At 71.5% G+C, this 26,774-nt stretch carries 27 protein-coding genes; 14 read left to right on the top strand and 13 right to left on the bottom strand.

Going from position 1 to position 26,774, the window contains the following annotated elements:
- Positions 1 to 32 precede the first annotated feature (32 nt).
- A complete protein-coding gene (locus tag ACY3FI_RS00460) occupies positions 33 to 1,169 on the bottom strand; it encodes a substrate-binding domain-containing protein (RefSeq protein ID WP_462548756.1) in 1,137 nt (378 codons plus the stop codon).
- A gap of 120 nt (positions 1,170 to 1,289) precedes the next feature.
- Between ACY3FI_RS00460 and ACY3FI_RS00455 the strand changes: the two genes are divergently transcribed.
- The 4 genes from ACY3FI_RS00455 to ACY3FI_RS00440 all read left to right on the top strand — a co-directional run bounded on the left by ACY3FI_RS00455 (position 1,290) and on the right by ACY3FI_RS00440 (position 5,442).
- The gene (locus ACY3FI_RS00455) at positions 1,290 to 2,702 is read left to right on the top strand and encodes an MFS transporter (RefSeq protein WP_462548755.1); all 1,413 of its coding nucleotides are present in this window, start codon (positions 1,290 to 1,292) and stop codon (positions 2,700 to 2,702) included.
- A 9-nt stretch (positions 2,703 to 2,711) separates the two neighbouring features.
- Positions 2,712 to 3,407 carry an endonuclease NucS gene (nucS, locus tag ACY3FI_RS00450; protein WP_462548754.1) on the top strand — a complete coding sequence of 232 codons (696 nt, stop codon included), beginning with the start codon at positions 2,712 to 2,714 and terminating at the stop codon, positions 3,405 to 3,407.
- A 101-nt stretch (positions 3,408 to 3,508) separates the two neighbouring features.
- Positions 3,509 to 4,171: an HAD hydrolase-like protein gene (locus ACY3FI_RS00445; protein ID WP_462548753.1), complete on the top strand. Its 663-nt coding sequence runs from the start codon at positions 3,509 to 3,511 to the stop codon at positions 4,169 to 4,171.
- Positions 4,168 to 5,442, top strand: coding sequence for an MFS transporter (locus ACY3FI_RS00440; RefSeq protein WP_462548752.1), 1,275 nt, complete (start codon positions 4,168 to 4,170; stop codon positions 5,440 to 5,442). The genes ACY3FI_RS00445 and ACY3FI_RS00440 overlap by 4 nt, the downstream gene beginning before the upstream one ends.
- A gap of 445 nt (positions 5,443 to 5,887) precedes the next feature.
- Here the strand turns inward: ACY3FI_RS00440 and ACY3FI_RS00435 are convergent, their stop codons facing one another.
- From ACY3FI_RS00435 to ACY3FI_RS00425, 3 genes are all read right to left on the bottom strand, one after another.
- Complete coding sequence (locus tag ACY3FI_RS00435) at positions 5,888 to 6,295, bottom strand: hypothetical protein (protein ID WP_462548751.1); 408 nt, start codon at positions 6,293 to 6,295, stop codon at positions 5,888 to 5,890.
- 615 nt (positions 6,296 to 6,910) lie between these two features.
- The gene (locus ACY3FI_RS00430) at positions 6,911 to 7,741 is read right to left on the bottom strand and encodes an SDR family oxidoreductase (protein ID WP_462548750.1); all 831 of its coding nucleotides are present in this window, start codon (positions 7,739 to 7,741) and stop codon (positions 6,911 to 6,913) included.
- A 70-nt stretch (positions 7,742 to 7,811) separates the two neighbouring features.
- Positions 7,812 to 8,516, bottom strand: coding sequence for a nucleoside/nucleotide kinase family protein (locus tag ACY3FI_RS00425; protein ID WP_462548749.1), 705 nt, complete (start codon positions 8,514 to 8,516; stop codon positions 7,812 to 7,814).
- On the opposite strand from ACY3FI_RS00425, the gene ACY3FI_RS00420 reads away from it, so the two are divergent.
- The gene (locus ACY3FI_RS00420) at positions 8,515 to 8,883 is read left to right on the top strand and encodes a VOC family protein (protein ID WP_462548748.1); all 369 of its coding nucleotides are present in this window, start codon (positions 8,515 to 8,517) and stop codon (positions 8,881 to 8,883) included. The genes ACY3FI_RS00425 and ACY3FI_RS00420 overlap by 2 nt on opposite strands.
- 15 nt (positions 8,884 to 8,898) lie before the next feature.
- Here ACY3FI_RS00420 and ACY3FI_RS00415 read toward each other — a convergent pair whose 3' ends face one another.
- On the bottom strand, positions 8,899 to 9,339 hold the full coding sequence (locus ACY3FI_RS00415; protein WP_462548746.1) for an NUDIX hydrolase: 441 nt from the start codon (positions 9,337 to 9,339) through the stop codon (positions 8,899 to 8,901).
- A 133-nt stretch (positions 9,340 to 9,472) separates the two neighbouring features.
- Here ACY3FI_RS00415 and ACY3FI_RS00410 point away from each other — a divergent pair, with 133 nt between their 5' ends.
- Positions 9,473 to 10,279, top strand: coding sequence for a DUF4184 family protein (locus ACY3FI_RS00410; protein ID WP_462548745.1), 807 nt, complete (start codon positions 9,473 to 9,475; stop codon positions 10,277 to 10,279).
- 145 nt (positions 10,280 to 10,424) lie between these two features.
- Here the strand turns inward: ACY3FI_RS00410 and ACY3FI_RS00405 are convergent, their stop codons facing one another.
- Positions 10,425 to 12,191, bottom strand: a complete 1,767-nt coding sequence (locus ACY3FI_RS00405; protein WP_462548744.1) for a pectate lyase-like domain-containing protein — start codon at positions 12,189 to 12,191, stop codon at positions 10,425 to 10,427.
- A 245-nt stretch (positions 12,192 to 12,436) separates the two neighbouring features.
- Between ACY3FI_RS00405 and ACY3FI_RS00400 the strand changes: the two genes are divergently transcribed.
- The 5 genes from ACY3FI_RS00400 to ACY3FI_RS00380 all read left to right on the top strand — a co-directional run bounded on the left by ACY3FI_RS00400 (position 12,437) and on the right by ACY3FI_RS00380 (position 16,260).
- Positions 12,437 to 12,643, top strand: coding sequence for a hypothetical protein (locus tag ACY3FI_RS00400; protein ID WP_462548743.1), 207 nt, complete (start codon positions 12,437 to 12,439; stop codon positions 12,641 to 12,643).
- Positions 12,644 to 12,732: 89 nt separating this feature from the next.
- Entirely contained in the window at positions 12,733 to 13,218 is a 486-nt protein-coding gene (locus ACY3FI_RS00395; RefSeq protein WP_462548742.1) for a GNAT family N-acetyltransferase, read from the top strand.
- 626 nt (positions 13,219 to 13,844) lie between these two features.
- Positions 13,845 to 14,228, top strand: coding sequence for a hypothetical protein (locus tag ACY3FI_RS00390; protein ID WP_462548741.1), 384 nt, complete (start codon positions 13,845 to 13,847; stop codon positions 14,226 to 14,228).
- Positions 14,229 to 14,344: 116 nt separating this feature from the next.
- A complete protein-coding gene (locus ACY3FI_RS00385) occupies positions 14,345 to 14,683 on the top strand; it encodes a hypothetical protein (protein ID WP_462548740.1) in 339 nt (112 codons plus the stop codon).
- An 89-nt stretch (positions 14,684 to 14,772) separates the two neighbouring features.
- Positions 14,773 to 16,260, top strand: coding sequence for an insulinase family protein (locus ACY3FI_RS00380; protein ID WP_462548739.1), 1,488 nt, complete (start codon positions 14,773 to 14,775; stop codon positions 16,258 to 16,260).
- 5 nt (positions 16,261 to 16,265) lie between these two features.
- Here ACY3FI_RS00380 and ACY3FI_RS00375 read toward each other — a convergent pair whose 3' ends face one another.
- From ACY3FI_RS00375 to ACY3FI_RS00365, 3 genes are all read right to left on the bottom strand, one after another.
- The gene (locus ACY3FI_RS00375; RefSeq protein ID WP_462548738.1) at positions 16,266 to 16,856 is read right to left on the bottom strand and encodes a TetR/AcrR family transcriptional regulator; all 591 of its coding nucleotides are present in this window, start codon (positions 16,854 to 16,856) and stop codon (positions 16,266 to 16,268) included.
- 87 nt (positions 16,857 to 16,943) lie between these two features.
- Positions 16,944 to 18,266 carry a carboxylesterase family protein gene (locus ACY3FI_RS00370; protein ID WP_462548737.1) on the bottom strand — a complete coding sequence of 441 codons (1,323 nt, stop codon included), beginning with the start codon at positions 18,264 to 18,266 and terminating at the stop codon, positions 16,944 to 16,946.
- Between the two features lie 134 nt (positions 18,267 to 18,400).
- On the bottom strand, positions 18,401 to 19,696 hold the full coding sequence (locus ACY3FI_RS00365; protein ID WP_462548736.1) for an MFS transporter: 1,296 nt from the start codon (positions 19,694 to 19,696) through the stop codon (positions 18,401 to 18,403).
- A 221-nt stretch (positions 19,697 to 19,917) separates the two neighbouring features.
- On the opposite strand from ACY3FI_RS00365, the gene ACY3FI_RS00360 reads away from it, so the two are divergent.
- The 3 genes from ACY3FI_RS00360 (at position 19,918) to ACY3FI_RS00350 (ending at position 22,604) form a co-directional block, all read left to right on the top strand.
- A complete protein-coding gene (locus tag ACY3FI_RS00360) occupies positions 19,918 to 20,718 on the top strand; it encodes a sugar phosphate isomerase/epimerase family protein (RefSeq protein ID WP_462548735.1) in 801 nt (266 codons plus the stop codon).
- On the top strand, positions 20,715 to 21,830 hold the full coding sequence (locus ACY3FI_RS00355) for a Gfo/Idh/MocA family protein (RefSeq protein ID WP_462548734.1): 1,116 nt from the start codon (positions 20,715 to 20,717) through the stop codon (positions 21,828 to 21,830). Before ACY3FI_RS00360 ends, ACY3FI_RS00355 begins: the two co-directional genes overlap by 4 nt.
- A gap of 132 nt (positions 21,831 to 21,962) precedes the next feature.
- Positions 21,963 to 22,604 carry a TetR/AcrR family transcriptional regulator gene (locus tag ACY3FI_RS00350; protein ID WP_462548732.1) on the top strand — a complete coding sequence of 214 codons (642 nt, stop codon included), beginning with the start codon at positions 21,963 to 21,965 and terminating at the stop codon, positions 22,602 to 22,604.
- Between the two features lie 474 nt (positions 22,605 to 23,078).
- Here ACY3FI_RS00350 and glgX read toward each other — a convergent pair whose 3' ends face one another.
- The 4 genes from glgX to ACY3FI_RS00330 all read right to left on the bottom strand — a co-directional run bounded on the left by glgX (position 23,079) and on the right by ACY3FI_RS00330 (position 26,721).
- Complete coding sequence (glgX, locus tag ACY3FI_RS00345; protein WP_462548731.1) at positions 23,079 to 25,097, bottom strand: glycogen debranching protein GlgX; 2,019 nt, start codon at positions 25,095 to 25,097, stop codon at positions 23,079 to 23,081.
- Positions 25,098 to 25,173: 76 nt separating this feature from the next.
- A complete protein-coding gene (locus ACY3FI_RS00340) occupies positions 25,174 to 25,788 on the bottom strand; it encodes a TetR/AcrR family transcriptional regulator (protein ID WP_462548730.1) in 615 nt (204 codons plus the stop codon).
- A gap of 151 nt (positions 25,789 to 25,939) precedes the next feature.
- The gene (locus ACY3FI_RS00335) at positions 25,940 to 26,488 is read right to left on the bottom strand and encodes a MarR family winged helix-turn-helix transcriptional regulator (RefSeq protein ID WP_462548729.1); all 549 of its coding nucleotides are present in this window, start codon (positions 26,486 to 26,488) and stop codon (positions 25,940 to 25,942) included.
- A gap of 50 nt (positions 26,489 to 26,538) precedes the next feature.
- On the bottom strand, positions 26,539 to 26,721 hold the full coding sequence (locus ACY3FI_RS00330) for a hypothetical protein (protein WP_462548728.1): 183 nt from the start codon (positions 26,719 to 26,721) through the stop codon (positions 26,539 to 26,541).
- Positions 26,722 to 26,774 lie beyond the last annotated feature (53 nt).

Raw genomic sequence — 26,774 nt, 5'->3', positions numbered from 1 at the left:
CCTCGTCCGGTGCTCTGTCTCGATCGCGCGGATCAGCCCGGGCGCACCGGCCCGGTCGTGTCCCCGATGCGTAGCTCGGACCGGAACGCCGCGGGACGGGGCTCCTCGCCGTCGAGCATCGCCAGGGCCGCCCTCGCTGCCGCGCGCCCCTTCTGCTCGAACGGCTGCTCGAGCGTCGTGAGCTGTCGGATCGGCGAGCGGTGGAGCAGGCTGTCGTCCACGCGGATGCCGTCGAACCCGACCACGCTGACGTCCTCGGGCACCCGGAGACCGGCGTCGATGGCGGCCGAGATGACGCCGACGGCCAGCAGGTCGCTCTGTGCCACCACTGCGGTGGGCACGGCCGCGCCGGGCGCGAAGAGCGTCTCACCGGCGATCCGACCCTCCTCGACCGAACTGCCGGCCGTCTCGAGTGCCACGGCGTCCGGGTACACCCCGCGCACACCGCGGAGGCGCTCGAGCGTGGTGTGCGCGACGCCCGCGGCTTCGCGTGCGTCGTCGATCGGGCCACGGCGGCGGTCGGCGTCGAGCGGCAGCGCCACGATCGTCACGGCTGTGTGCCCGAGGTCGCGGAGGAACGCGGCGGCGCGCCTGGACCCCTCGCGGTTGTCGAGGTGGATCGGCACGGCGCCCTCGATCTCGTCCGCCTCGATGGCGACGACGGGGATCTGCCGACGCCGGAGCACGGCGACCGCGGGGTCGATCCGGACGTTGCAGCCGACGAGCACCACGGCATCCATCGGCGCGTCGACGATCGGCCCGGTGCCGCGCTCGTCGTCCAGGGGGCTGCGCACGAGCAGGAGCGACGCACCGGCCTCGCCGGCGACCTCGGCGATGCCGTCGAGCGTCAGGACGTTCACGGGGTCGCGGAAGGCGTCGCTGAGCCGCTCGTCCATGACCACCCCGAGGACCCCGGAACGACCGCGGCGGAGCGAGCGAGCCCGCGGGTCGGGGCCGCCGTAGCCGAGCTCGGCCGCGGCGGCGAGGACGCGGGCCCGCGCCTGGTCGGAGACCGGGCCACTGCCGCTGAACGCGAGCGACGCCGTCGAGGGCGCGACACCGGCCGCCCGCGCCACCGCGGCGAGCGTCGGTCGCGCGGCGCGTGGGGCGCGGGAGGCGTGCGGAGCGGTGCGCTCCGACGCGCCGGGTGCTGTTGCCGGTTCGTCCATCGCCCGTTAGCGTAGCCACCACCGCCGGTCGAATCGATTCGACAGCCCGAACACACAGCACCGATCCGTCTCCGCACCGGCCCGACACACTGCACCGCCGACACCTCCCGAGGAACCGACATGACGACGACGTCCGCCCGCACCGCCCCGACCACCCGCGTCTGGATCATCGCGGTCTTCGTGGCGTTCACGCTCTCGGGGCTCGCGATCGCCACCTGGCTCGGCCGGATCCCCAGCGTCCGCGACTCCCTCGGCGCGAGCACCTTCGAGATGGGCCTGCTCGTGCTCGGCATGGCGGTCGGCTCGATCGGCGGCCTGACCTTCGCCGGGCACATCGTCGCCAAGGTCGGTGCCCGCCGGGGCGTGCAGGTCGCGGCGGTCAGCCTCGCGGCGGGCATCGTGTTCGCCGGCTTCGCCGTCACCTACGGGTGGGGCTTCGCGGCGATCTGGATCGGCCTCATCGCGTTCGGCTTCGGCAACGGCCTGTGCGACGTGTCGATGAACGTCGCGGGAGCCGCGGCGGAGAAGGCCGGCGGCCGCACGATCATGCCGCTCTTCCACGCCGCGTTCAGCGTCGGCACCCTCGCCGGTGCGGGCCTCGGCGCCCTCACCGAGGCCACGGACGTGCCGGTCGTCGTGCACTTCGCGGTCCTCGGCGTCGTGATCTGCGTCGCCCTCCTCGCGGCTGCCTCTCGCTTCGGCGACGAGCACCGGTACGAGGACCACGGCGTCTCCGAGTCGACCCCGGCCCCGGCCCGCCTCACGCGTTGGCAGGTCTGGGCGCAGCCGTCGACGCTCCTCATCGGCGTCATCGTGCTCGGCATGGCGCTGGCCGAGGGCTCCGCGAACGACTGGCTGCCGCTCGCCATGATCGACGGGCACGGCCTCGACAACGCCGCGGGGTCCGGCGTCCTGACGGTGTTCCTCGCCGCGATGACCGCCGGCCGGATCGCCGGAAGCCCCCTCATCGACCGGTTCGGCCGTGTGCCGGTGCTCCGCGCCAGCGCCCTCGTCGCGGTGGTGGGTCTCGGGCTCCTCATCTTCGTGGACGTCATCCCGATCGCGATCGTCGGCGTCGTGCTCTGGGGCCTCGGGGCGAGCCTCGGCTTCCCGATGGGCATGTCCGCCGCAGCCGACGACCCCCGATCGGCGGCCCTCAAGGTCAGCGCGGTCGCGACGATCGGGTACGTGGCGTTCCTCGCCGGTCCCCCGCTCATCGGGTTCCTCGGCGAGCACATCGGTCTGCTCGGTGCCCTGCTCGTGGTCTTCGTGTTCATCATCGCCGCCGGGCTCGCGTCGGGCGCTGCCCGCGAGACCGGCGCCGCGGCGGAGACGCTCCGGCGGCGGCGCTCCGGGATCGGCGACGCGCGCGGCGGAGACGGCGAGGCGCGCGACGGCGACGCGCGCGACGGGGGCGAGGACGGCACCGGTGGCGACCACGGGACGGACGTGACGGTCGACGGCGGACGCACCCCGCGCCTCCAGACCGGGCCGACGGAGCGAGCGGACTCCGGAGCACGCACCGACCGTTAGGATCGCCGGGTGCGTCTCGTCATCGCCCGCTGCTCCGTCGACTACGCCGGACGCCTGTCGGCCCACCTGCCGCTCGCGACCCGTCTCCTCATGCTGAAGGCGGACGGCTCGCTGCTCGTCCACTCCGACGGCGGCAGCTACAAGCCCCTCAACTGGATGAGCCCGCCGTGCTCGATCGAGATCGGCGAGCCCGACGAGGAGCAGGCGAGCGCCGGCATCACCCAGGTGTGGACGGTCACGCAGAAGAAGACGCAGGACAAGCTCATCGTCAGCCTGTACGAGGTGATCGCGGACGAGGCCCACGACCTCGGTGTCGACCCGGGCCTGGTCAAGGACGGGGTCGAGGCGCACCTGCAGCAGCTCCTCGCGGAGCAGATCGACCTGCTCGGCGAGGGCCACACCCTCGTCCGCCGCGAGTACATGACCGCGATCGGGCCGGTGGACATCCTCGCGCGCGACGAGGGCGGCGCGAGCGTCGCGGTGGAGATGAAGCGCAACGCCAACATCGACGCCGTCGAGCAGCTCACCCGGTACCTCGAGCTCATGAACCGCGACCCGCTGCTCCGTCCGGTGCAGGGCGTGCTCGCGGCGCAGACCGTCGCGCCACAGGCGCGCACGCTCGCCGAGGACCGCGGGATCCGCGTCCTGGTGCTGGACTACGACGCGATGCGCGGCATCGAGGGTGGGCACACGCGGCTCTTCTGAACGCCGCCGATGGCTCGGTCTGGAGGCGCGGCGCGCCCTGTGGACGGCCATCGCGCCCGCCTCGTGGTCGCCACCATCGCCCCGACTAGGCTGGGCAGGACATGACGCGCCCCTTCTCCGCCATCCTGTTCGACCTCGACGGCACCATCAGCGACTCCGCTCCGGGCATCCTCGAGAGCATGACGCACACGTTCACCGCGGTGGGCGTCCCGGTGCCGGACCACGCGACGCTGATGTCGTTCGTCGGCCCGCCGATCATGGACACCTTCAAGACGGCCATGGGGATGGACGAGGCGCAGGCGGAACACACGCTCGCCGTCTACCGCGAGCACTACCTGTCGCACGGGGCGCTCGACTCGGCGATGTTCCCCGGCATCGACGTCGTGCTGCACACCCTGCACGAGGCCGGGCTGCCGATCTCCACCGCCACGAGCAAGCCCGAGACGCCTGCGACGTACATCCTGGAGCACTACGGCCTGACCGGGGACATCGACATCATCACCGGCGCGAGCGACGACGAGGTGCGGAGCGCGAAGGCCGACGTGGTCGCCGAGGCGCTGCGCCGGCTCTCGGCCCGCGGGTTCGACGTCAGCCGGCCGGTCCTCGTCGGCGACCGGATGCACGACGTCGAGGGTGCCAGGGCCAACGGCGTCCCCGTGGTCTTCGCGGAGTGGGGCTACGGCTCCCCCGCCGAGGCCGAGGGCACGATCGCCAGCGCCGCGACCCCGCTCGACCTCCTGCCGATCCTGCTGCCCGACGCATGACGAGCGACCTCGCCCGGCGCGGGCTGCGCGGTGCCGCGTGGCTGCTGCCCGCGGCGATCGTGCTCGTCGCCCTGAACCTCCGCGGGCCGATCGTCGCGCCCGCCCCCGTCATCGGGGACATCCGCGCGGACCTCGGCCTGACCGCGACCATCGCCGGGCTGCTCACGACGATCCCGGTGCTCTGCTTCGCCCTCGCGACGCCGTTCGCCAGCTGGGTCATCGCGAAGGCCGACCCGGAACGTGCGGTCTCCCTCGCCCTGGTCGTCGTGCTCGCCGGCACGGTGCTCCGATCGGTCCCCTCGCCGACGATGCTGCTGATCGGCACGGCGGTGATCGGCATCGGCATCACGATCGGCAACGTGGTGATCCCGGTCGTCATCCGGCGCGACTCGGCGCCCGAGCGCGTCGGACTCATCACCGGCGTGTACACGTCGGCGCTCAACGTCGGGTCGATGATCACCTCCCTCGGCACGGCTCCCCTCGCTGCGGCGTGGGGCTGGCCGGTCGCGATCGCGGTGTGGGCGGTCTTCGCGGTGATCGCCGGGGCAGCGTGGACGTACGCAGTGGGCGGGCGCGCCGCGTGGCGTCGGCCGGCGACGGTCGAGCCGGTCGTCGAGACGGGTCCGGTCGAGCTGCTCACCACCACGGGGTCGATCCGGACGGTCGCTGCCGATGCAGGCGCCAGCGCTGTCGCCGTCACGGAGCCGGTGCGTCCGGCCCGGCGGCTCATCACGTGGGGGTTGACGCTGGCCTTCGGCGGGCAGGCGTTCTCGTACTACGCACTCACGGCGTGGATCCCGACGCTGCTGCACGACGAGATCGGCTTCTCGAAGGCCTCGTCGGGCGCGAGCTCGTCGGTGTTCCAGATCCTCGCGGTCGTCGGGGCGCTCGGCGTGCCGGTGCTCGCGACCCGGTGGCGGCCGCGCGCGATCATCGCCCTCGTGGCGTTCCTCTGGCTCGCGATGCCCCTCGGACTGCTCTTCGCGCCGCAGCTCTGGCTGCTCTGGTCGGTGCTCGGCGGCGCGGCGCAGGGCGGCGGGATCACGATCGTGTTCATCGTCATCGTGCGGATCGTCACGAGCGACGCCGACGCCCGCCGGATGTCCGCGTTCGTGCAGGGCGGCGGGTACCTGATCGGGTCGGCGGGGCCGCTCGTGGCGGGGTCGTTGCACGGGGCGACGGGCGACTGGACGGCGCCGTTGCTCGTGGTGCTGTGTGCGGTGCTGACGCTCGGGATCGCGGGGTCGATCGCCGCAAGGCGCGTGGGCTGACGCGGCCGTCCGCTGGGCGTGCGCGTGAACGGCGGACGCCCGACGGCTGCAGCAGCGCCGAGTGCCGCCACGCACGACGCGCAGCACCCGACATCTCGGGATCACCGGATGGGAGATGCGAGGCACCCCGCACCCCGCATCCCGCTACGTCCGCAACCGGCGGGTCGGCGCGCGCTGAGTGGCCACCTCTGCGCCGAGCTCCTCGCAGCCTCCGTGGAGCCGAGAACGACAGGAGACACGAGCAGCGGTAGTGCGGCGACCAGTGGCAGATCCGAAGCGCGACCAACGAGCACGTCCGCGTCGAGCACCCACGATCGCCGACAGCGCGCCCTGACCGCTCCGCACTTGTGTGCTCGTGCACCCATCGCCGCGGAACGCGACGACGTTCGTTTGCTGCGCCTCCACGACTACGGCGTCGTCACTCCGCCCGGCCATGAGCGCCAGGTCACCCGAGCAACTTCCGAATCTCGATAGACTGTCGTGTCGCACGTTTCCGGAGCGCCAGGGTCGCATTGATCCGAATCGGCCGCCGTCGATCTTGGGAGCCCGTTCGCGTCGAATTGAAGGCGAGGACCTTGACGAATCTCCCTGTTCCGTCCAGGTTTCCACTGTTCAGGATCCCGGAATACTCGCTGATGTCACATTCGGACAATTCCCGGATCGACCACGAATGCGTGGCGAACCAATCCCGGGCAACGATACGATCGTCGGCCAAGAACACGCCGACCATCTGGCTTCGAACAAGCATGTACAAGCAGAGAGCGTCGACGACCAGGAAACCTACGTCGACCGGAGCGCCACTGATGTGCAGACCATCGAAGGTGTACCCGGCGGTGAGCATCAGCAGTGACACGGAGTAGAGTCCCCCGATCGCGAACCTCGAGAACCGGGCCGTGCCAACTAGCCGGCTCACCGGTGTGTCTGGCCCGAGTGTCGGCCATTCCACCTCTTCCGGTCGGCACTTCCGTGTCCTGCATAGATCACAGCACCCACAACGCAGTTCGCCCGCCGTGATGCTCGGCGATGTACCCGGATGTGTGTACTCGACATGCGGCCGAGTCTACGACCCGGAGGACCTGCTCATGAGCGCAAGACGGCGCGGCTCACCCCCTTCGCCGGGTTTCCGGCCACGCGAGCGTCGATGATGCTGAGCCCTGCAACGGCTGCTCCAGCCCATTTCCCTGGGGGGTGTACGCGGCCACGTCGATTCCGCCGCAGAACGTTGTGACCGCCCTGATCGGAATGACATCACACGCATCAAGACCGCGCTGCACCCAAGTGTGCGAGGTCGCCATCGAGCACGCCTCACCACGTGCCGGTCACAGGAGCGCCGAAGGCTCCACTCGCCCGTGAGGTCGGAATCGACAGCGCCTCGCGCGGCCGCCGCGCCGCCTCGCCGCCTCGCGCCGCCGCCGCGTCGCCTCGCCGCCTCGCGCCGCCGCCGCGTCGCCTCGCCCGCCGCGCGCCCTCAGCCCGCGAGCACCTCGCGCAGGGAGCGCGGCCGCCGGCCGGTCACCCGCTCGACGTCACCGGACACCCGCGCGAGCGCGCCCTCAGCGATCGCCGTGTAGGTGCTCACCCAGGCGTCCGCCTGCCACGGCTCCGGCTCCCACCGGGCGCGTGAGGCGTAGGCCTCCTCGAGCGTCTCCTCGTGGTAGGTGACCGGGCGGCCGCGCACCTCGGAGACGACCGCCGCGGCCTCGGCGAGGGTGATCGCCGCCGGCCCGGTCAGCTCGTACGTCCGGTCGAGGTGCGCCGCCGGGTGGAGCAGCACCTCGGTCGCGACGCTCGCCACGTCAGCACGAGCGACGGCCGCCATCGCCCCGTCGCCCGCCGGACCGCGGATGACGCCGTCCTCGCCGACGAGGTCCTCCACGAAGTCGAGGTAGAACGAGTCGCGCAGGAAGGTGTGTGCCATCGAGGTCGCGCGGATCGCCTCCTCGGTCGCCCAGTGGTCGCGGCCGAGCGTGAAGGTGGCATCGGGCGCGGCACCGACGAACGACGTGTAGACGACGTGCCGGACACCCGCCGTGGCCGCTGCGCCGACGAAGGTGCGGTGCTGGGCGAGGCGGTCGACGGCCTCGGCACCGGAGACCATGAGGAGGAGGTCGACGCCCTCCAACGCGGCCCGTGCCGCGTCCGCGTCGGCGTACGTCGCGACGGCGACCTCCGCGCCCGGCAGCTCGGGCGCTCGGGCGGCGTCGCGGACGATCATGCGGAACGGCACGTCGGCCGCGGCGAGCGCGCGGGCCACGCTCCCGCCGATGTTGCCGGTCGCGCCGGTGACGGCGATGGTCATGAGGTCTCCTGTCGGGTCACGTCGGTCGGGCGGGTTCCGTCGGTCGGGCGGGTTCCGTCGGTCGGGCGGGTCACGTCCGCACGGTCCTGGAGGCGCGGATCACCGTGGGTGCGATCCTCGCGGCGTTCACGCCGTCGACCTCCACCGCCCAGGCGCGCGCCGCCTCGTGGTCGCGGCCGTGCCGCATGTGCCGCGCGACCAGCCGGTCGACGCGGACCGGCTCGGCGACCGTGCAGAACCACGTCTCGGTGCAGAGGCCCGGCAGGGCGGACCACGGGGCGGTGTCGTCGAGGAGGTAGTTGCCCTCGGTCACCACGAGCCGGACGTCGGCGGGGACGGGGATGCTGCCGGCGACGGGCTCGTCGATGCGGCGGTCGAAGTCGGGTGCCCAGACGATCGCGTCGGTTCGTTCCGGTGCGGCTCGCTCCGGCTCGGCGGCGAGCCGGCGGACGAGCGCGATGTAGCCGTCGGCGTCGAAGGTGTCGATCGCGCCCTTGCGGTCGTGCCGGCCGAGCGCGTCGAGCGAGCGGTTCGCCAGGTGGAAGCCGTCCATCGGCACCTGCACGGCCGTCCCGGCACCCAGGGCCTCGTCGACCGCGAGCACCACGCGCCGTGCGAGCGTCGACTTGCCCGATCCCGGAGCACCAGCGATCCCGAGCACCACGCGGCGCCCGGCCCCGGCGAGTTCCACCGCGCGGGCGAGTGCCTGGTCGACGGTCATCTCCGGCGAGGTCACGCTTCCATCTTCGCAGGCCGGGTGGTTCACTGGCCGCATGGTCGACGGGACGAAGGCGTTCAGTGGGTTCTCGGTGCGCGACGTCGCGGAGGCGCGGGCGTTCTACGAGGGTGTCCTCGGTGTGGAGGTGCACGAGGACCACGGCATGCTGCTGCTGCACATCGGCGACGGGCACCGGGTGCTCGTCTACCCGAAGGGTCCCGCCCACGAGCCGGCGTCCTTCACGGTCCTCAACTTCCCGGTGCCGTCCGTCGACGACGCGGTGGACGAGCTCACTGCGAAGGGCGTGACGTTCCTCCGCTACGACGGCGTCACCGACGAGCGCGGGGTGAACCGGCAGGGCGGGCCGCTCATCGCGTGGTTCACCGACCCCTCGGGCAACGTGCTGAGCGTCATCGAGGAGTGACGCACCGGCGTCGCGTCAGCGGACGGGGACGCCGGCCCAGGCCAGGGCGATCGGCACGAGCAGCCCGTGGCGTCGGTGCTTCAGGTCGGCGAGCGGCACCCACTCGGCCTCGTCCGTCGAGCCGTCGAGTTCGTTGCGGAGCGCACCGCCGGTGACCTCGACCCGGAAGACGACCTGGACCGCCTTCATCGGGCGTCCGGTGGCGTGCATGCGGCGCTCGACCGGCACGATGTGGTGCCGGATGCCGAGCAGCGGGCCGCAGACGGACTCGTACCCGGTCTCCTCGCGGACCTCGCGCACGACGGCCTGCTCGACGGTCTCGTCGAACTCCACGCCACCGCCCGGCAGCGTCCACGTGCCGGCCTCGGGCACGCGCAGTCTGGCCAGGAGCACGCGACCGCCGTCCGTCACCACGCCGTAGGCGGCCAGGCGGGTGTCGTAGTCGGTGTACTCCATCCGGTGACCCTGCCATCCGGCGCCGCCGGGCACCAGGAGCCGCGCCGCGGAGCGGGACGTCGGCCCGAGCGTCCGACCGAGATCATCACCGGGGTCGATCCGCCGAGGGCTGTGCCCGAGGCAGGCTGAGCACATGCCGTTCACCGTCAGCCACGCCGTCGTCGCCCTCGGCGCCCGTCGGCTGCCCGTCCCCGTCGCCGCGGTCGCCGTCGGCTCGATGGCTCCCGACGCCGTGCTGTTCGCGCCGTTCCTGCCGGCCTACGACGACACGCACTCCTGGTGGGGCGTGATCACGATCGACCTCGCGGTCTCGGTGGTCGTCCTGCTCGCCTGGTGGTGGCTCGTGCGGCCGGCCTGGGCTCCGACCGTCCCCGGACTCAGGACGCGGCTCCCCCGGGCGTGGTCGTCCCCGCGGGCCCTCCGGGCGTCCGACGTCCTGCCCGTGCTCGCCGGGTGCGTCCTCGGCAGCACCACGCACGTCGTGTGGGACGGCTTCACGCACGGCTCGGGCTTCGCCGTGCGGTCCTTCGCCCCGCTGCGCGAGACCCTCGTCGCCGGTTACCCGCTCCCCTTTCTGCTGCAGGACACGTCCAGCGTGCTCGGACTCGCGGCGCTCCTCGTCGCGGCGGCCGTCTGGTGGCACCGGACGCCGCCGCGTCCCGTCGACGCCGGACCGTCCCACACCGGCGCACGCGCGGTCGTCGTCGCGGCGGTCGTCCTCGTGCTCGCCGTCACGGCGGCCCAGGCCGGGGTCGTGCTCCTGCGCGGGGGCAGCCTCGCCCAGGTCGTCGTCGCACTCGCCTTCCGCCTGCCCGCGGCGGTCGCGGTCGTGCTCGTCCTCGGGGCCGTCGTGCTCCTCGTCGTCCGCGCGGGCGCGGTGGGCGTCCGGGGCCGGCGGGACGGTGCGGGTGACGACGGCGTCTCCGCCCGCGAACGCTGACGCGGGCGCCTCGGAATGCGAGAGCGGCCCGCGACACCTTCTCGGTGCCGCGGGCCGCTCGTCGCCGCTCCGCGCAGCAGAGGCTGTCGTCGCCGAGGAGGCTGCGCGTCGGGGTCAGCCGGTGGTGGTCACCGATCGGTGGTGATCAGTTGTACGACGCGAGCCGGTTCGGCGCCGTGTTCCCGGCCGGCGTGGGCACGGCTCCGCCGACGCCGTTGATCACACTCGAGATGGTGCCGGTGTCACCGAGGGAGACCGTGACGAGGCCGTGGGCGCGGATGCCCGACGTCGTCGGCGTCTCGAAGGCGCGGTCGGCGTGCACGGACGGGTTGGCGTTGAAGAAGCAGTACACACCGCCGCCCCAGATCTCGTGCGTTGTGACGTTCGCTGCGGCCTTGTACGCGGCGTAGCCGGCTCCGGTCGGACTCTGCCACGAGGCGTTGTCCGGCACGTCGTACGGCATCTCGTTCTGGAAGAAGATCGTCTTGCCGTTGTTGCCCTTCCAGAGCACCTCGTACTGCTGGTAGTGCTCCACGAAGAGGCCGGTCGCGAGGACGTCGTTGCCGTTGACCTCGACGCCCGTGGCGCCGGTGTTGACGGTCCAGCCCGTGGCCGCCCCACCGTGGTCCGCGCGCCATGCCCAGATGTGGTCGACGAGGGTGTCGTCCGCGTTGACCTGCAGCGTCGTGGTGGCCTTGCCCTGGATGTTCGATCCGACGCGGAAGAACACGTCCTGGATGCTCTGCGGGTCGCCGGCGTGGTCGACGTGCGACCCGCTGGTGCCGAGCCGGACCAGTTGCGCGCTGTTCTGCGTGCCCGCATCGACGACCAGGTTCGACACGTTCACACCGGCGACGTCGGTCGACGTGAGGACGGCGTTGCCCTGGGTCGGAACGAGCGTCGGGAAGCCGATCCCGGTGACGACCGTGTCCGGACGGGTGATCGCGATGGGAGCGCTCAACTGGTACGTGCCGGGGGTGAAGAACAAGTTCAGGCCCTGCGACAGCGCGCTGTTGATCGTGGTGGCGGAGTCGCCCGGGTGGGCGACGTAGAAGTTCCGCATCGGGATGTCCGTGCCGGCCGTGTTCGGCCACGTCACACCGGACGAGTTCTGCCGGAGCGCTGGCACGAACACGTGGTACTTGTTCGACGAGTCGACGTACAGGTACGGCTTCTCACGCGTGGTCGGCGTGGTGGGGAGCGTGGTGTAGCTCCTCGAGAAGTCGTTCGACGGAGCGCCCTGCACGCCGGAGAACGTCATGTTCCAGTTGCCGCCCTGCCACGACCCGATGGTCGAGTTCCGGGTGTACCACTGCTGCTGCGAGCCGCTCGTGACGGTGCCGTCGACCTTGCTGTCGGCGATGTACCCGCCGGAGGAGTAGCCCTGGCCGCCGTCCTGGTTCGACGGGCCCATCGTCAGGTTGCCCTTGATGTGCACGCGGCGCATCGGTGCCGCCTGCGAGACGGCCCACCGGTCCGTCCCGCCCTCGGGCACGATCGACAGGTTCTCCACGGACCGCCAGAAGTTCTGCGTCGCGTTCTTCTCGTCGCCGGCGTTCCAGCCCGAGTCGACGTTCACGGCGCCGTTGACGGTGACGTCGTCGGGGTTCTTCCCGAGGCCGGCGACGGTCGTGTAGAAGCCGAGGTTCGCCCAGACCCGACCGTACGAGCCGGGCTTGAACAGGAACGCGTAGCGCTGGGTCCCGAACTGCGCGGTGGGGCTGCGGAGCTGGGCGTTGAACGCGGCGTCGACGTCGGACTGGATGGTCGAGGCCGGCACGGAGGGGTCGTAGATCTTGACGTTGCTGCCGAAGTCCGGGGTGTCGCTGGTGGTCACCGCCTGCGCCGACACCGCGGGGGCGAGTGCCCCGACGATCCCGGCACTGAGGACGATCGTGAGGAGCTGTGTCATCCGTCGTTGCATGATGCTCGATTCGTCGTGTGCGGCGTCGTTGCCGCACGTCCGTGACGCTACGACTGGCTGACCAGCCAGTCAGTAGGGCCATCGGTGGACCCGCGCGTACCCCGCTCCAGCGTCACTGCGGTCTGGAGGCGTCCGCTCCCCAGCGCTGGTGTGACCCGGTACTCCTGACGACGAGCGCACGGAACGGCGGGCCACTCAGGGGCGGCCCGCCGTTCGACGCGCAGCCACCCTCGGTGGCGCAACCACCACCGTCGCCCGGCGGCACGCTCACGATGTTCTCCAGCGTCCCGTCACCGGCGTACGGGGTGTCGACCGTCACGGAGTACGTGATGGTCTGCGTCTACCCGATTGCGAGCGGACCCGACCAGGACAGCGTGGTCTCGGCGATGGTGGCGCCGTTCATCGCGTCGCCGTTGTACGTCGCGGCGGCCAGGGCCTGACACGGAGCGTTCTGCCAGGCGACAACCGCTCCGTAGCTCCCTCCGGTCCTGGCCCTGGTTCTCGACCGAGTGGTTTGCGAGGATGGACTGTGATCGAGCTCGTGAGACCGCGCGCGGACTTGTTCGAGGCATGGTCTGCGGCGCACCGGGAATGGGGCCCGGGGTTACACGAGGACGGCTTCGGCATCGGAGCAGACGACGACGTCGACACCCCTGAAGGCTTCCGGGCCTGGATCACACGGGCTCAGCAGGGCTCGGCCGAACTGTGGTGGATCGTCGAAGACGGGGAAGTCCTCGGTGGGATCGCGCTCCGCTCCGCCGATGACGAGCGCGTGCCCCGCTTCGGACACATCGGGTACGGGGTCCGCCCCTCAGCCCGTGGACGGGGAGTGGCGACCTGGGCTCTGGGCGAGGTTCTGCGCCATGCCCGATCGTCGGGCATCGACCCGGTGCTGGCGTTTTGCCTCGAGGACAACGCCGGGTCGATCGCGGCACTCGAGCATCACGGAGCGGAGCTCGAAGGGGTCGAACAGCGCGGAGATGTCCGAGTACGGCGCTACGCGATCCACTCCTGACGCTGTCGTCCCATCCGCCGGCCGGGCGCCGGACGGTCCGATCTCACCGCACCTCGGTGATGCGCAGTACGACAGCGACGATGAAGAAGGCTGCGATCACGACGAACGCGGCCTAGGCCCAGGCCGTCACACGGCCGCGAGGTCGACCCTCAGCTCGTGACTTCACCGCATCGGCCCACCTCGATGCGAGGAAGTAGCTGCCGCCGACGCACACGAGCACCGCGAGGATCCCGAGCACTGCACCGCCGTGATCCATTCCGGACGCCGACGCAGAGGACATGTGCCCAAGCCAACCAGGGAGCGTGCCCGGAAGCCGATCCCGCACGGAGCTCGGAGCCATCAGGCAGCGGCTGCCCGTTCGAGCCGGGCCGGGCATTGGAGACGCGTGGTCGGTCGGGCGGTGCTGGTCAACCCCGCTCCTGCTCGTCGTGCTCGCCGGACTGCTCGGGGGACCGTCGGGGTCGAGGAGGACGCATCGCCGAGGCCACGACGGCCAGACCGACGACTGCGAGGCCGACGATGACCACGAGCGCCAACAAAACCGCGAGTGGGAACACGCTCATCCCGTAGCTCCCTCCTTGCCTGGCGTCTGACCATGGCGCCGCCCGCCACGCTACGGTCAGCGCATGGGGTTTCGGGGGCAGACACGATCAGGGCAGGTCAACGTTCGGGCGCTCGTCGCGATCGCACTGATCGTCGTGTTGGGTGCTGCCCTCGACCTGACGGGGGTGTTCGATCCCGCCGGTCAGACCCCGCCCTCGCAGTTCGACTACGACGGTGGGAGCTTGCCACCCACGAGCAGTGACCGTGCCGTCGCGACCGTGCAAGCGGTCGCGTTGATCGCGACCTTGCCGGTCGCTGCCCTCGCCCTCTGGATCGCGGCGAGCTCGCTCCGCGTCTGGAAGGAACAGGTGTCGGCGATCATCGCGACCAGCGTTGCCAGCCTCGCGACCCTGGTCAGCCTCGGCCTCGCCTGGATCGGCGCCGGGACCTTGATCTTCTTCACGTGAACCGTGCGCCGCTCGGACGATGCCCGCGAGTCTCGATGGCTGATGCCGACGACCATTCGATGCGTGATGGAGGAACCGCAGTGAGGGAAGAGCTTCCACGTCCGCTGCGTGACGCCGTGGTGCCTCGATGGCACCTCGCCGTCATCTGGATGCTCGCCATCATCAGCTTCGTCGTCTGGCTGTTCGCCGTCCTGCTCATCCTCGACCAGAGCTTGCGTTCGTACGCAGCGTGCAACACCGCACCGCGGACGGGCTGTTCCAACGCGGGCTGGTACAGCAGCATGGAGCTGACGTTCTTCGGCGGCCTCGCCGTCGTCGCCGTCGGCGGGGTGCTCGGCGGAGCGTGGCATCGAACAGGACGGAACGGTACCTGGGTGCCGGTCGCCGGCGCAGTCGCGGTCCTCGCGGTGGCCGGCGTCGGCTTCGTCCTCCTCAAGGTGCTCACCCGGACGTAGGGACGCTGGTGGGATGCTCCACACCGGCGAGCGGCCCGCCGCCCGTTCTGGGGAGGTCGATCCGGTCACCGGGAGTGCCACACTGCGGTGTGCTGCTCGAGACCCACGCCGTGCCCGTCGTCCACGAACCCGTCGACGGCGTCGTCACCGCACGCCTGGCGTTCGGCGTGGGCTCGTGCGACGAACCCGTCACGCTCGCCGGTATCACCCACCTCGTGGAACACCTCGCGATCCGCGCCGCGCTCCCCATCGCCGCGCACCACAACGCCACGACCCACGACCACGTCACGGTGTTCGAGGTGGTGACGACGACGGTCGACGACGCGCTGGCAGTGCTCGACCGCCTCGCCACGGCGATCAGTGGCCTCCGGTCGGTGACCATCGACAGCATCGACCACGAGCGGAAGGTGCTCGAACACGAAGACGGGCTGCGCTACCACGAGCAGGTCCCCTCGATCCACACGCACCGCTTCGGCCCGACCGGTCCGGGTCGGAGCGGTGCCGGCGCCGCAGCGGTTGCCGGCATCACCGCCGAAGAGGTCCAGCGGTGGGTGAGCGAGCGTTTCGTCGCCGAGAACGCGCTCGTGACCGTGACGGGCGGCCCGGGCGCCCCGGCATCGGTGCACCTCGACCTCGCTTCCGGCTCGGCGGCAGGGGCCATCAGCCCCTGGACCGGGCCGGTCCAGGGGCGCGTGCTGGCCGCGTCGCCGCTGAGCGGGACCGCGGTGTCGGTGCTCGTGCCGGCGGACGTCGCCCTGCTGCTCGACGCCGTCCTCGAGGACGAACTCTTCGCCGAGCTCCGTGTCGATGCGGGGCTGGCCTACTCCGTCGAGGGACACGTCCTGGACGTGGATCGTGACCGGTCGGTCGTCGCGGTCGCCGCGGACACCGACGAGGACGACACCGTCGCTGCGACGGACCGCATCCTGGCGACGCTGCACCGCATCGCCGCCGAGGGCCCGAGCCCCTCCGTCGTGGCGAAGGTCGACGTCGCCCGTGCCCTGAACCAGCTCGACGCGTCTGCCCGGGCGGACAGGGTCGTCTCGGAAGCGATGACGGCACGGTTGCGCGGGCTCCAGCATCCCGGTGCCTTCGACGCTCCCGTCTCGGCGGTTGAGACAGCGGCTCTCCGATCGGCGCTCTCGGACGCGATGGACACGGTCGTCGTCGCGGTCGACCAGGACACCGAGGCCGACCTCGACGAACTCGCCCGCCGACACGGCCTGCAGTACCGGTCAGCAGTTCCGGGAAGAGCGCCCACGGCGGGCCGAAACCGGGTCACTGGTCCCGGGTCCTACCGCGATGCCCTGCTCCCGGGCATGGCGTCCTGCCATGCACGGGTGACCGATCAGGAACTGGTCCTCTCCCCTCGCGACGAGGAAGCCCGGGTGGTCGACCTGCGTCGCGCGGCGGTCGTCGGGATGCGCGGGGACCGCGGCGAGAACGGTCTGACGATCGTTGACGAGGACGGCGGTGCCCTGCAGGTCCGGACGGACGAGTGGTGGCGGGGTCGGAGGATGGTCGACGCGATCCTCGCAGCGACGCCGCCGCACCTCGTCCGCCGTTTCGCGGACTGAGCCGGTCAGACCGCCGCCGCGGCCGCCGTCCAGCCGACCCGCATCCGGGCCACCGCGCGGTCGTACCCGGCGAGCGAGTCGGCGTCCTCGCGGAGCATCGCCTGGAGCTGGAGTCCCTCGAACAGCGCCACGAGCTGCTCCGCGGCGTGCCGGGGTGAGGTCCCCTTCGGGATGCGCCCGGCGACGACGTCGCGCACGAGGGCGAGCGTGATGTCCTGGAACGAGCTGGCGTACTGCGCGTGGAACCACCCCGCCGCCGGGTGGGAGGGGTTCGACGCGGCGCTGAGCAGCGCGATGCGGAGTCGCACGAGTGCCGGGTCGTCGAGGCCCGCCTGCAGCCGGGCACGGAGGTAGGCGACGGCGCCGTCCCGCTCGGCGACGGCCCAGAGTGCCCGCCGGGTGCCGTTGTTCCACCGGTCCATCACCGAGACGACGAGGAGTGCCCAGGACGGGTACACCCGACGGACCTCCTCGGGTGCGACCCCGGCGAGCGCCGCGACGTCGTCGACACCGACGGTGTGGAAGTCCGCCGCGCGGAACGCCTCGATCGCCGCCGTGACGATCCGGGCGCGCAGGTCGGCGTCGGTCTCGGGCATGCCGTCGATTCTCCGGCGCGGCTGCGGCGGCACGCGACCGCCAGTTCGAGGGACGGCGTGGACGGGCAGACCGGCCGACGACCGCCGTCAGCCCCGGTCGAACACCAGGGTGTCGTCGTCCGCTGCGGAGACCTGCCCGGTGCGGGCGAACTCCGCCCAGACCGCGCGGAAGGCCCGGCCACGGCGTTCGACCTCCGGCCAGTCGCGCTCGGGCATGAACCGGCTGCCGGCCCAGGAGTCGCGACCGCCGAGCAGCAGCGGCAGGTCGCTCATGTGCACGGCGCCGGTCGGCTTCGCGGTGGCGCCGCGGAGCAGCCGGTAGACCGTCGCCCGCCCACCACCGTCGCGGTGTCGCTCGGCGAACCGGCGGGCGTCGCGTCCGTAGATCACCGCGGTGAGCGGTCGGACGAGCAGCCAGCGCAGCACCGGCCGGACGACCCGCGAGCGGGCGACGGTCCGGAGCCCGGGCACGAGCGGCACGTACATGGCGGTCTCGTCGGCGCAGGAGCCGATCAGGACGTCGACGTCGGGTGCGACCGCACGCCAGGCCCGACCGGTGTCGCGTTCCGCGGGGAGCGGCGCGTGGCCGTACTGCGTGCCGAACGGCATGCCGCCGATGAGGCCGTACCGGGATCCGGCCGCGGTGGCGCCGGCCTGGCGCTCGAGCACCTCGTCGAGCGGGGTGTCCGGGCCGACCGCCCCCACCGCTCGCATCATCGCGCGGTTCATCCGGGCCCGACCCCGGGACAGCCCCAGCGGTGCGCTCTGCACGATCGCGCGGCGGAACAGCCCGCGGGCGCCGTCCGCGATCATCAGGTGGGCGATCGCGTCCCCGCCGGCCGACTGGCCGAAGAGCGTCACGGCGCCGGGGTCTCCGCCGAACGCGACGATGTTCCGTTGCACCCAGCGCAGAGCCTCGAGGAGGTCGAGCAGCCCGAGGTTCGCGGGGACGGTGACGCCGTCGCCGAGGAACCCGAGGACGCCGAGCCGGAAGGTGACTGTGACGACGACGACCCGCTGTTCGGTCACGAGGTCGTGTGCGTCGTGGATCGGCAGGTCGCCGCCGCCGAGGACGTAGGACCCGCCGTGCACCCACACCATCACCGGCAGCCGCTCGTCGGGCGCGAGGTCGGCCGGTGCGGTCACCGAGAGCCGCTGGCAGTGCTCGTCGACGGCGAGGTGGTCCATCCTCGGCAGGAGCTGGTCGACGAAGGTCGCGCCGGGCTGCGGCGGCACGGGTGCCGGGGTCGTCGCCACGAACGGCTCGTCGAAGGCCGGGTACGGGCGCGGTGGCGCGAAGCGGTCGGCCTGGGCGTACGGGATCCCGAGGGCGCGGACCACGGCGTCGTCGGCGGTGCCGACGACCGTCCCGGTCGGGGTGTCGAAGGAACGCTGGCCGGTGTCGAGCATCCGCTCACGGTACCGACGTGACCAGGAGACGGGCTGGGCTGCGGTCCGAGCGGTGACCGTGCAACGGACGGGAGGCGCGGTGCCGGCTGGCACCGCGCCTCCCGTCCGCACGTGGTGCGGACCCGCGACGGGCGCTACCGGACCCGCTTGATCGGGATGACGACGAGGGCGCCGAGCAGGGCGATCGCGCCGGCAGCCCAGCACATGAGCTGGTAGTTGTCGGCATGCCCCGAGCCGATCTTGAGGAAGAACAGGGCGACGGCGGGGGCGAGTGACTGCGGCAGCGCGTTCGCGATGTTGATGACGCCGAGGTCCTTGCCGGGCCGGTCGGCATTCGGCAGCACGTCCACCACGAGGGCGGTGTCGATCGCCGAGTAGATGCCGTACGCGAAGCCCATGACGACCTCGGCGACGTAGAACCCGTTCACGGTGTCCGCGTGGGCGAGCACGACGAGGCCGACCGCGAACAGCGCGGTCGAGCCGCCGACGAACACCTTGCGACGACCGATCCGGTCGGAGGCCCAGCCCGACACGGCAGCGCTCACCAGCAGGGCGAGCGTGTAGAGCAGCACACCGAAGGCGACGGCCGCGGTGGCCTCCTTGAGGTCTGCGATCCCGAGGTGCTCCTGCATGTACAGCAGGCGGTACGTCGTGAACATGAACGTCGCGAAGATGATGAGGAAGCGCGACCACCACGCGAACGCGAAGTCCGGGTTCTTGATCGGGTTCGTCCAGAACGACGAGACGAGGTTCAGCCAGGTGAACTTCTTCAGCTTGTAGGACGGCAGTTCGTCGCGGGCCACCACGGCGTACACGACGACCAGGACGATCGCCAGGATGCCGGGTGCGATGAACAGCACCGGCAGGTTCGCGACGAAGAACACCGACAGGTAGGTGCCGGCGAGGACGGCGATGTTCTGCGCGAGAGCGATGATGCTCGACGACCGGCCGCGCTGCATCTGCGGCACGTTGTCGGCGAAGCTCGCGAGCAGGGTGGCCAGCGTGGCGTTCGCGGCGAGCTGGGCCAGCAGCCAACCGAGCGTCAGGTTGAGGACGTCGGGCGCGTAGGCGATCCAGGCGAGGGCGACCGCGAAGACCAGCACGCCGCCGAGCAACCACGGACGCCGACGGCCCCAACGCGTGCGGGTGCGGTCGGACAGCGCGCCGGCGAGCGGGTTCATCAGCAGCGCCCCGAACGCACCGATCGGCAGCACCGAACCGATGACGTTCGCGGCGTCGTCGCCGACCAGGGCCTGCGCCTTGATCTGCATGCTGACGTAGACCGGGGCCATGAGCGCCACGAAGAGTCCGAACTGTCCGAGGAACAGGGCGATCTGGTAGCCGATCCCCACCCGGACGGTGCTGACGGGCTGGGTGATGCCCTCCTCCGGATGCAGCAGGACGGGGCTGCCGGGTTCGGTCGTGCTCATGTGACGCCTCCTTGAGTCGATTCAGAAACCTTGTACTGCACGGTTTCTGATCACGAGCATACAACGACACCTGTCGCCTGCGTTGCGCTGTGCGTCGCCGCGCTGCGGTGGAAAACTACACAGCGGGTGGTTTTTGGGGTAGCGTCGGTCTCGATCTCGCCGGGGAGCATCGATCCTCGACGGGCCCCGACACCCAGACAGGACCGAAGGAGCCCTCTGCCATGCCCACCACCTCTGTGCAGCTCTACTCGCTGCGCGACGCCATCGCCGAAGACCTCGACAAGGCCATCGCCCGGGTGCGCGAGATCGGCTACGAGAACGTCGAGCCGTACGCGTTCGTCGAGCGCGCCGCCGATCTCGAGAAGGCCTTCGCCGCCACCGGCCTCAAGGCGCCGTCCGGCCACGTCGCCGTGATCGACGCCGAGGACACCGCGCCGATCTGGGACGCCGCGGAGCGCCTCGGCATCCAGACCGTCATCGACCCGTTCATCCCGACCGACCGCTGGCAGACCGCCGACGACGTCGCGAAGATCGCCGAGCGCGTCAACGTCCTCACCGCCGAGGCCGCCTCGCGCGGCCTGCAGTTCGGCTACCACAACCACCAGTGGGAGTTCACGAACAAGGTCGACGGCAAGACCGTCTACGAGCACTTCGTGTCGCAGCTCGCGCCGGAGACGGTCCTCGAGGTCGACACCTTCTGGGCGACCGTCGGTGGCGCCGACGCCCCGGCCGTGCTCCGCTCGCTCGGCGACCGCGTCGTCGCGATCCACGTGAAGGACGGCAAGGTCGACGGTGACATCCTCACCGCGCTGCCCTCCTCCGAGAGCGCCCTCGTCGTCCCCGAGGCACTGCAGCGCGCCTTCGAGAACCAGACCCCGGCCGGCCAGGGCGACGTCGACGTCGCGGGCATCCTCGCCGCCGCGCCGCAGGCCATCCGCGTGGTCGAGTTCGACGCCTACTCGGGCGACGTCTTCGAGGGCATCACCGAGTCCCTCGAGTGGCTGAAGGCGAACGACAAGTGAGCCGCGTCGGGATCGGCATCATCGGTGCCGGCAACATCTCCTCGCAGTACCTCGAGAACCTGACGAAGTTCGCCGACGTCGAGGTCCGGTTCGTCGCCGACGTCCTGCTCGACCGTGCCGCCGCGCAGGCCGCCGAGTACGGGGTCGCGGCATCGGGCTCGGTCGAGGAGCTCCTCGCCCGCGAGGACATCTCGATCGTCATCAACCTGACGATCCCGGCCGCGCACGCCGAGGTCGACCAGCAGATCCTCGACGCCGGCAAGCACGTCTGGAGCGAGAAGCCCATCGCGACCGACCACGCGTCGGCAGCGGCGGTCCTCGAGTCCGCGAAGGCCAAGGGGCTGCGCGTCGCGACCGCACCCGACACCGTCCTCGGTGCCGGCATCCAGACGGCGCTGCGGGCGATCGCCCGAGGCGACATCGGCGAACCGCTGTCCGCGACGACGCTGTTCCACGTCCCCGGCCCGGAGGCGTGGCACCCGAACCCGGACTTCCTGTTCGCGACGGGCGCCGGTCCGCTGTTCGACATGGGCCCGTACTACGTGACGACGCTCGTGCACGCCTTCGGTGCTGCCTCGCGCGTGCAGGCCGTGTCCTCGAAGTCGCTCGACCGCCGCACCATCGCGTCCGGTCCCCGCGCCGGCGAGACGTTCCCGGTCGAGGTCCCGACGCACCACGCGGCGCTCATCGAGTTCGCCGGCGGGCAGTCCGCCCAGTCGACGTTCTCGTTCCAGCACGCACTGCCGCGCATGGGCTTCGTCGAGATCAACGGCACGCTCGGCACGATCTCGCTGCCGGACCCGAACACCTTCGAGGGCTCGTCGCAGCTCTGGCGCTACGGCCAGGAGGAGCCCGAGACCCTCGAGGCCGTCGGGTCCACCTGGGGCCGCGGCACCGGGGTCGTCGACCTCGCGCGTGCCATCGCCGAGGACCGTCCGGAGCGGGCGTCCGGTGCGGTCGCGCTGCACGTCCTCGACGTGCTGCTCGGCATCCGGGACGCGGCGGAGTCCGGCTCCGCCGTGACGATTGAGTCGACGGTCGAGCGCCCCGAGCCGCTGCCGGAGGACTTCGACCCGGCGGCAGCGATGCTGACCGCGGGCGTCGACGCGTAGTCCGACACGTCAGACGAACGGCCGGCCCCTCCGGGGGTCGGCCGTTCGGCGTCCCGGCCGTCCGCTGTCCCGGAAGCGCCACTGCCCGTTCGGGGGCTGGTGGAGGACCCGACGTGCTGCTGGAGTGCAAGCATGTACAACGCTGCCGTCCCGCCGCTGCCCTCCGTCGACGAGGCCCGGCTGCGGTCGACCGTGGTGCACGGCATGATGACCGCACTGCGGACCCGACCCTTCCACGAGGTCACGAGCGACGTCGTCGCCGAGGTCACGGGTGTCCGCACGACCGACATCGAGCACGCCTTCCCGAGCTGGGACGGCCTGCTCCTCGCCACGATCGACCGCTGGAACGAGGAGCGGACGACCCCGCTGATGCCGATCGCCGAGCACCAGGGCACCATCCGCTTCCTGCGCGCCATCGTCACCGCGAACATCGCCGACCCGTCGCTGATGCGGTTCCTCACCGCGACGCTCAACATCGCCGCGTCGCCGGAGCACCCCCTCGCGCCGATGCTGCACGCCCGCTGGCGTCGCTTCCACGCGTTCGTGCAGCACTCGCTGGAGCGGGACGTCCTGCTCGGGCGTGAGCCGCACACGATGGAGCCGGCACGCGGGTCGGAGCAGCTGCTCGCCACGTACGAGGGCCTCCAGCTGCAGTCGATGGTGCGACCGGAGATGGACCTGCTCGAGTCCTTCGACCGGGCGGTCACCCGCCTGCGCGAGGGCTGGGCGCGCAACTACGTCGCGCCGGTGTGGGACCTGGACGCGGTGGGCTGAGCCCCACCCCACAGACCGAGGGCGCTGGGACGCCCTCCCGGCAGGCGGTCCCGCCGTCTGCCCGCGCCGCCGTTCGATTCGGGTTCGAGCGGCGGCGCACTCCTCGTGGCCGGGACGGCCGACGCGGACGAGGCCGCTGCGCAGGACGCGCCGACGGACCGCGCTCCCGACGACGTCAGCAGCGCACACCCGGGGCGGGATCACCGGGGCAGGAGACGACGGGACCGCAGACCCGGGCGGAGTCACCGGGGCGGAGAGGACGGCCGCCCCACCCGGATCTGACCCGAACAGATCCGAGTGGGACGGCCCCTGATCCCGTCACACCCGTTGTTCGGTGCCGCAGCACGATCGGATTGCCCGTCGACGGCAACGTCCGCGCCGGGGTTCGGGTCGACGGCGCGGACGTTCCGGTGACGGGTCAGAACGACCGGACTGATTCGGAGCCCCCGTCCAGGGGGTTTGGTCGGCCCTCGATCAGGCCAGCGCGGTGAACGACGCGTCGCGCAGCAGGACGGTCGTGGCGCCCGCGACGACCTCCTGGTCGGGGTCGCTCGACAGCCCGAGCGTCCAGCTCCCGCCGCCCGGCTTCTCCGGCAGCGTGAACTCGACCGTGGTGTCGGATGCGTTGAGCAGCACCGCGACGGTGTCGTCGCCCTCCTGCAGCACGAGCGTCACCGCACGGTTGCCACCGTCGGCCCAGTCGCCGTCCTCGAAGCCCTGCGCATCGGCGCGGAGCACCTGCACGGTCGTCTCCGAGTGCCCCGGCGCGGTGCGGTACCACTCGGGGCGGAGCGACGCGTGCTCACGACGGAACGCGATCGCCGCCGTCGTGAACGCGAGCAGGTCCTGGTCGGCCGCAGCCCAGTCGAACCACGAGATCTCGTCGTCCTGGCAGTAGGCGTTGTTGTTGCCGCCCTGCGACCGGGCGATCTCGTCGCCACCGAGCACCATCGGGACACCCGCGGAGAGCATGAGCGTGCCGAGGAAGTTCCGGCGCTGGCGGTCGCGGTAGTCGTTCACCGCGCCGTCGTCGGTCGGCCCCTCGATGCCGCCGTTGAACGAGGTGTTGTCGCTCTCGCCGTCGTTGTTGTCCTCGCCGTTCGCCTCGTTGTGCTTCTCGACGTACATCGTGAGGTCGGCGAGCGTGAAGCCGTCGTGCGCGGTGACGAAGTCCACCGAGCAGAGGGGCGAGCGCCGCGAACCCTCGTACACGTCCGGGCTGCCGAGGACGCGCTGCACGGCGTCGCCGAGCGTGCCCTCGTCGCCGCGCCAGAACGCCCGGAGGTCATCGCGGTACTTGCCGTTCCACTCCGACCAGTCCGCCGGGAACCCGCCGACCTGGTAGCCCGCGGTGTCCCACGGCTCGGCGATCATCTTCACCTCGCGGAGCACCGGATCCTGGTGGATGATGTCGAGGAACGCGGAGTGCTTCTCGGCCTCGCCGTCCTGCCGGGTGAGCGTCGTCGCGAGGTCGAAGCGGAAGCCGTCGACGTGCATCTCCTCGACCCAGTAGCGGAGCGAGTCCGTGATGAGCCCCAGGGCGGACGGGTGGGAGACGTTGAGGCTGTTGCCCGTGCCGGTGGTGTCGAAGTAGTTCGCCTCGTCACCCTCGACCAGGCGGTAGTACGACTGGTTGTCGATGCCCTTGAAGGACAGCGTCGGACCCATGTGGTTGCCCTCGGCCGTGTGGTTGTAGACGACGTCCATGATGACCTCGAGCCCGGCGGCGTGCAGGGCCTTCACCATCTCCTTGAACTCGGCAACCTGCTGGCCGGCCGTGCCCGAGGACGAGTACTCGTCGTGCGGGGCGAAGAACCCGATGCTGTTGTAGCCCCAGTAGTTCCGCAGGCCCTTGTCGGCGAGCGTCGAGTCCTGCACGAACTGGTGCGTCGGGAGCAGCTCGACCGCGGTGACGCCGAGGTCGGTGAGGTGCTTGATCGCGGCCGGGTGCGCGAGACCGGCGTAGGTGCCCCGGATCTCCTCGGGGACGTCGGGGTGCTGCTTCGTGAAGCCCTTGACGTGCACCTCGTACACGACGGTGTCGCGGAGCGAGGTGCGGGGGCGCTCGTCGCCGGCCCAGTCGAAGGAGCGGTCGGCGACGACGGACTTCGGCATGGCCGCGGCCGAGTCGGTCTCGTCGATCTGCTCCGGGTCGTTCATGTCGTGCCCGAACAGCGCCTGGCCCCACTCGTAGGAGCCGTCGACCGCGGTGGCGTAGGGGTCGAGCAGGAGCTTGGCCGCGTTGTGGCGCAGACCGTTCGCCGGGTCCCAGGCGCCGTGCACGCGGAAGCCGTAGCGGGTGCCGATGGTCACGTCCGGGACGACGTCGTGGAAGGTGTAGCCGGTGCGGTGGCGGAGCTCGGTGCGGTGCTCGGTGCCGTCGTCGTCGAAGGTGCAGAACTCGACCCGGTCGGCGGTGCTGGAGAAGAGGGCGACGTTGGCGCCGCCGTCGACGAGCGTGACGCCGAGCGGGGTGCGCGAGGAAGCGGTCATCCTGCCGTTCTACCGATCGGCCACTGTGCCCCGGGCCGGACTGCGTACCCCGTCGTCCGGAAGGCGACGGTGCGGGTCAGTCCCCCGGCGGCACGATCCGTTCGAGCAGCCGGAGCACCCGCTCGCCGTCGACCGCCTCGGGGTCGAGCAGCCACTGCACCTGGAGGCCGTCCGACGCGGCGATGCTCAGCGATGCGAGGTCGACCGGGTCGAGGTCCGCGGCGATGCGACCGGCCGCCTGGTCGGCGGCGATCAGCTCGGCGAGCTCGGCCCGCAGGCGGGTGAAGCGTTCGCGCATGAAGTCGCGGGTCGCGGGGTGCCCCTCCTGTACGGCGTCGGCCGCGAGGGTCGTGTAGAGCTGCACGAGACCGGGGACCGCGCGGTTCCGCGAGGCGCTCTCCCGCATGTCTCCGATCGCCGACTTCATCCGGTCCGGGGCGCCCTGCTCCCGCACCTCGTGCTCGCGGTAGACGGCGAGCAGCAGTTCGTCGCGGCTCGGGAAGTAGTGGCGGAGCGCGGCGTGGGTGATGCCGAGGGCGTCCGCGACGGAGCGGAGGGACGAGGCGTCGACCCCCTGGTCGGCGACCATCCGGATGGTCTCGTCGAGGATCTGCGCGCGCCGTTCGGCGCCTTTCCGGTACCCGCCGCGGCGCGGCGCGGGGGCCGCGTCGTCGTCGGCGGGGAACGTCATGCGCCCCAACTTACCGCTGGAAGGTTTTCACCTCCACCCGTCCGGCGGACCGCAGGGGCGCACGGGAGGCGCGGGGCGCCCTGGTCGGGACCGCCTGCGGTCCGTCAGGTGCCCGGGCGGAGCGCGGTGCGCCTCCAGGCCGCCGCGTCCGTCAGGCGCGCGCGGTCGCGTCCTCGTCGACGGTGTACTCGTCGACCGGAGCCGGCGCGCCGGCGGTCAGGGCGTCCGTGATCTGGTCGAGGCAGCGCGTGAGGACCGCGTTGTCCTCGGCGCTGAGCCGGTCCATGACCTCGACCACGGCCTCGTGGAAGCGGGCGTAGGACTCGTCGATCTTGCGGGCCGCCTGCACGGTGGGCTCGAGCACCTGCGCGCGGCGGTCGGTCGGGTGTGGAACCCGGACGAGGTCGCCCTTGGCGACGAGTCCGTCGACGATCTTCGTCACCGAGGCGTTCGACACCGTGAGCATGACCGCGAGGTCCTTCGGCCCCATCGACCGCCCGTCCCGGTGCGCCTGCAGCAGGTAACGGATCGCGAGGAACTCGTTCTTCGACAGACCGCTCTCGGTCCGGGCCTGCTCGAGCTGCTGCTCCTCGGCGTGCTGGAGCCGGAGGAGGGAGTCCACCGCGACCTTTGCGGCACGTGACCGCGGCTCGCGGGCGTAGAGGTGCATGTGCTCACGGCGGACGACGGTCAACGGCATGTGGTCGAGTGTGCTCTCTGACTGATGGGAACGGGCGTGCGGGGCGGTGGCTAGACCGTGGGGACCGTGAAGAAGTCGGCGTACGACGGCTCCACGCGACGCGAGAGGAGCGACGGGTCCTCGATGCGACGCTCGACGTAGGCGTCGATCACGGCGGGATCAGTGAGGCCGTGGCGGGTGTGCGACCCACCGAGTCGTGCCTGACGGGCCATCCCCGAGTACGTGCTGTGCATGACGATCCCGCCTTCCTGCTTCGTTGCGTCCCCTGCGGACGCTCGGACTATTT

The organism is Curtobacterium sp. RM9, assembly GCF_054956955.1.
Note: the sequence above shows the minus strand (reverse complement) of the source record. Positions and strands in the feature narration are given on the sequence as shown.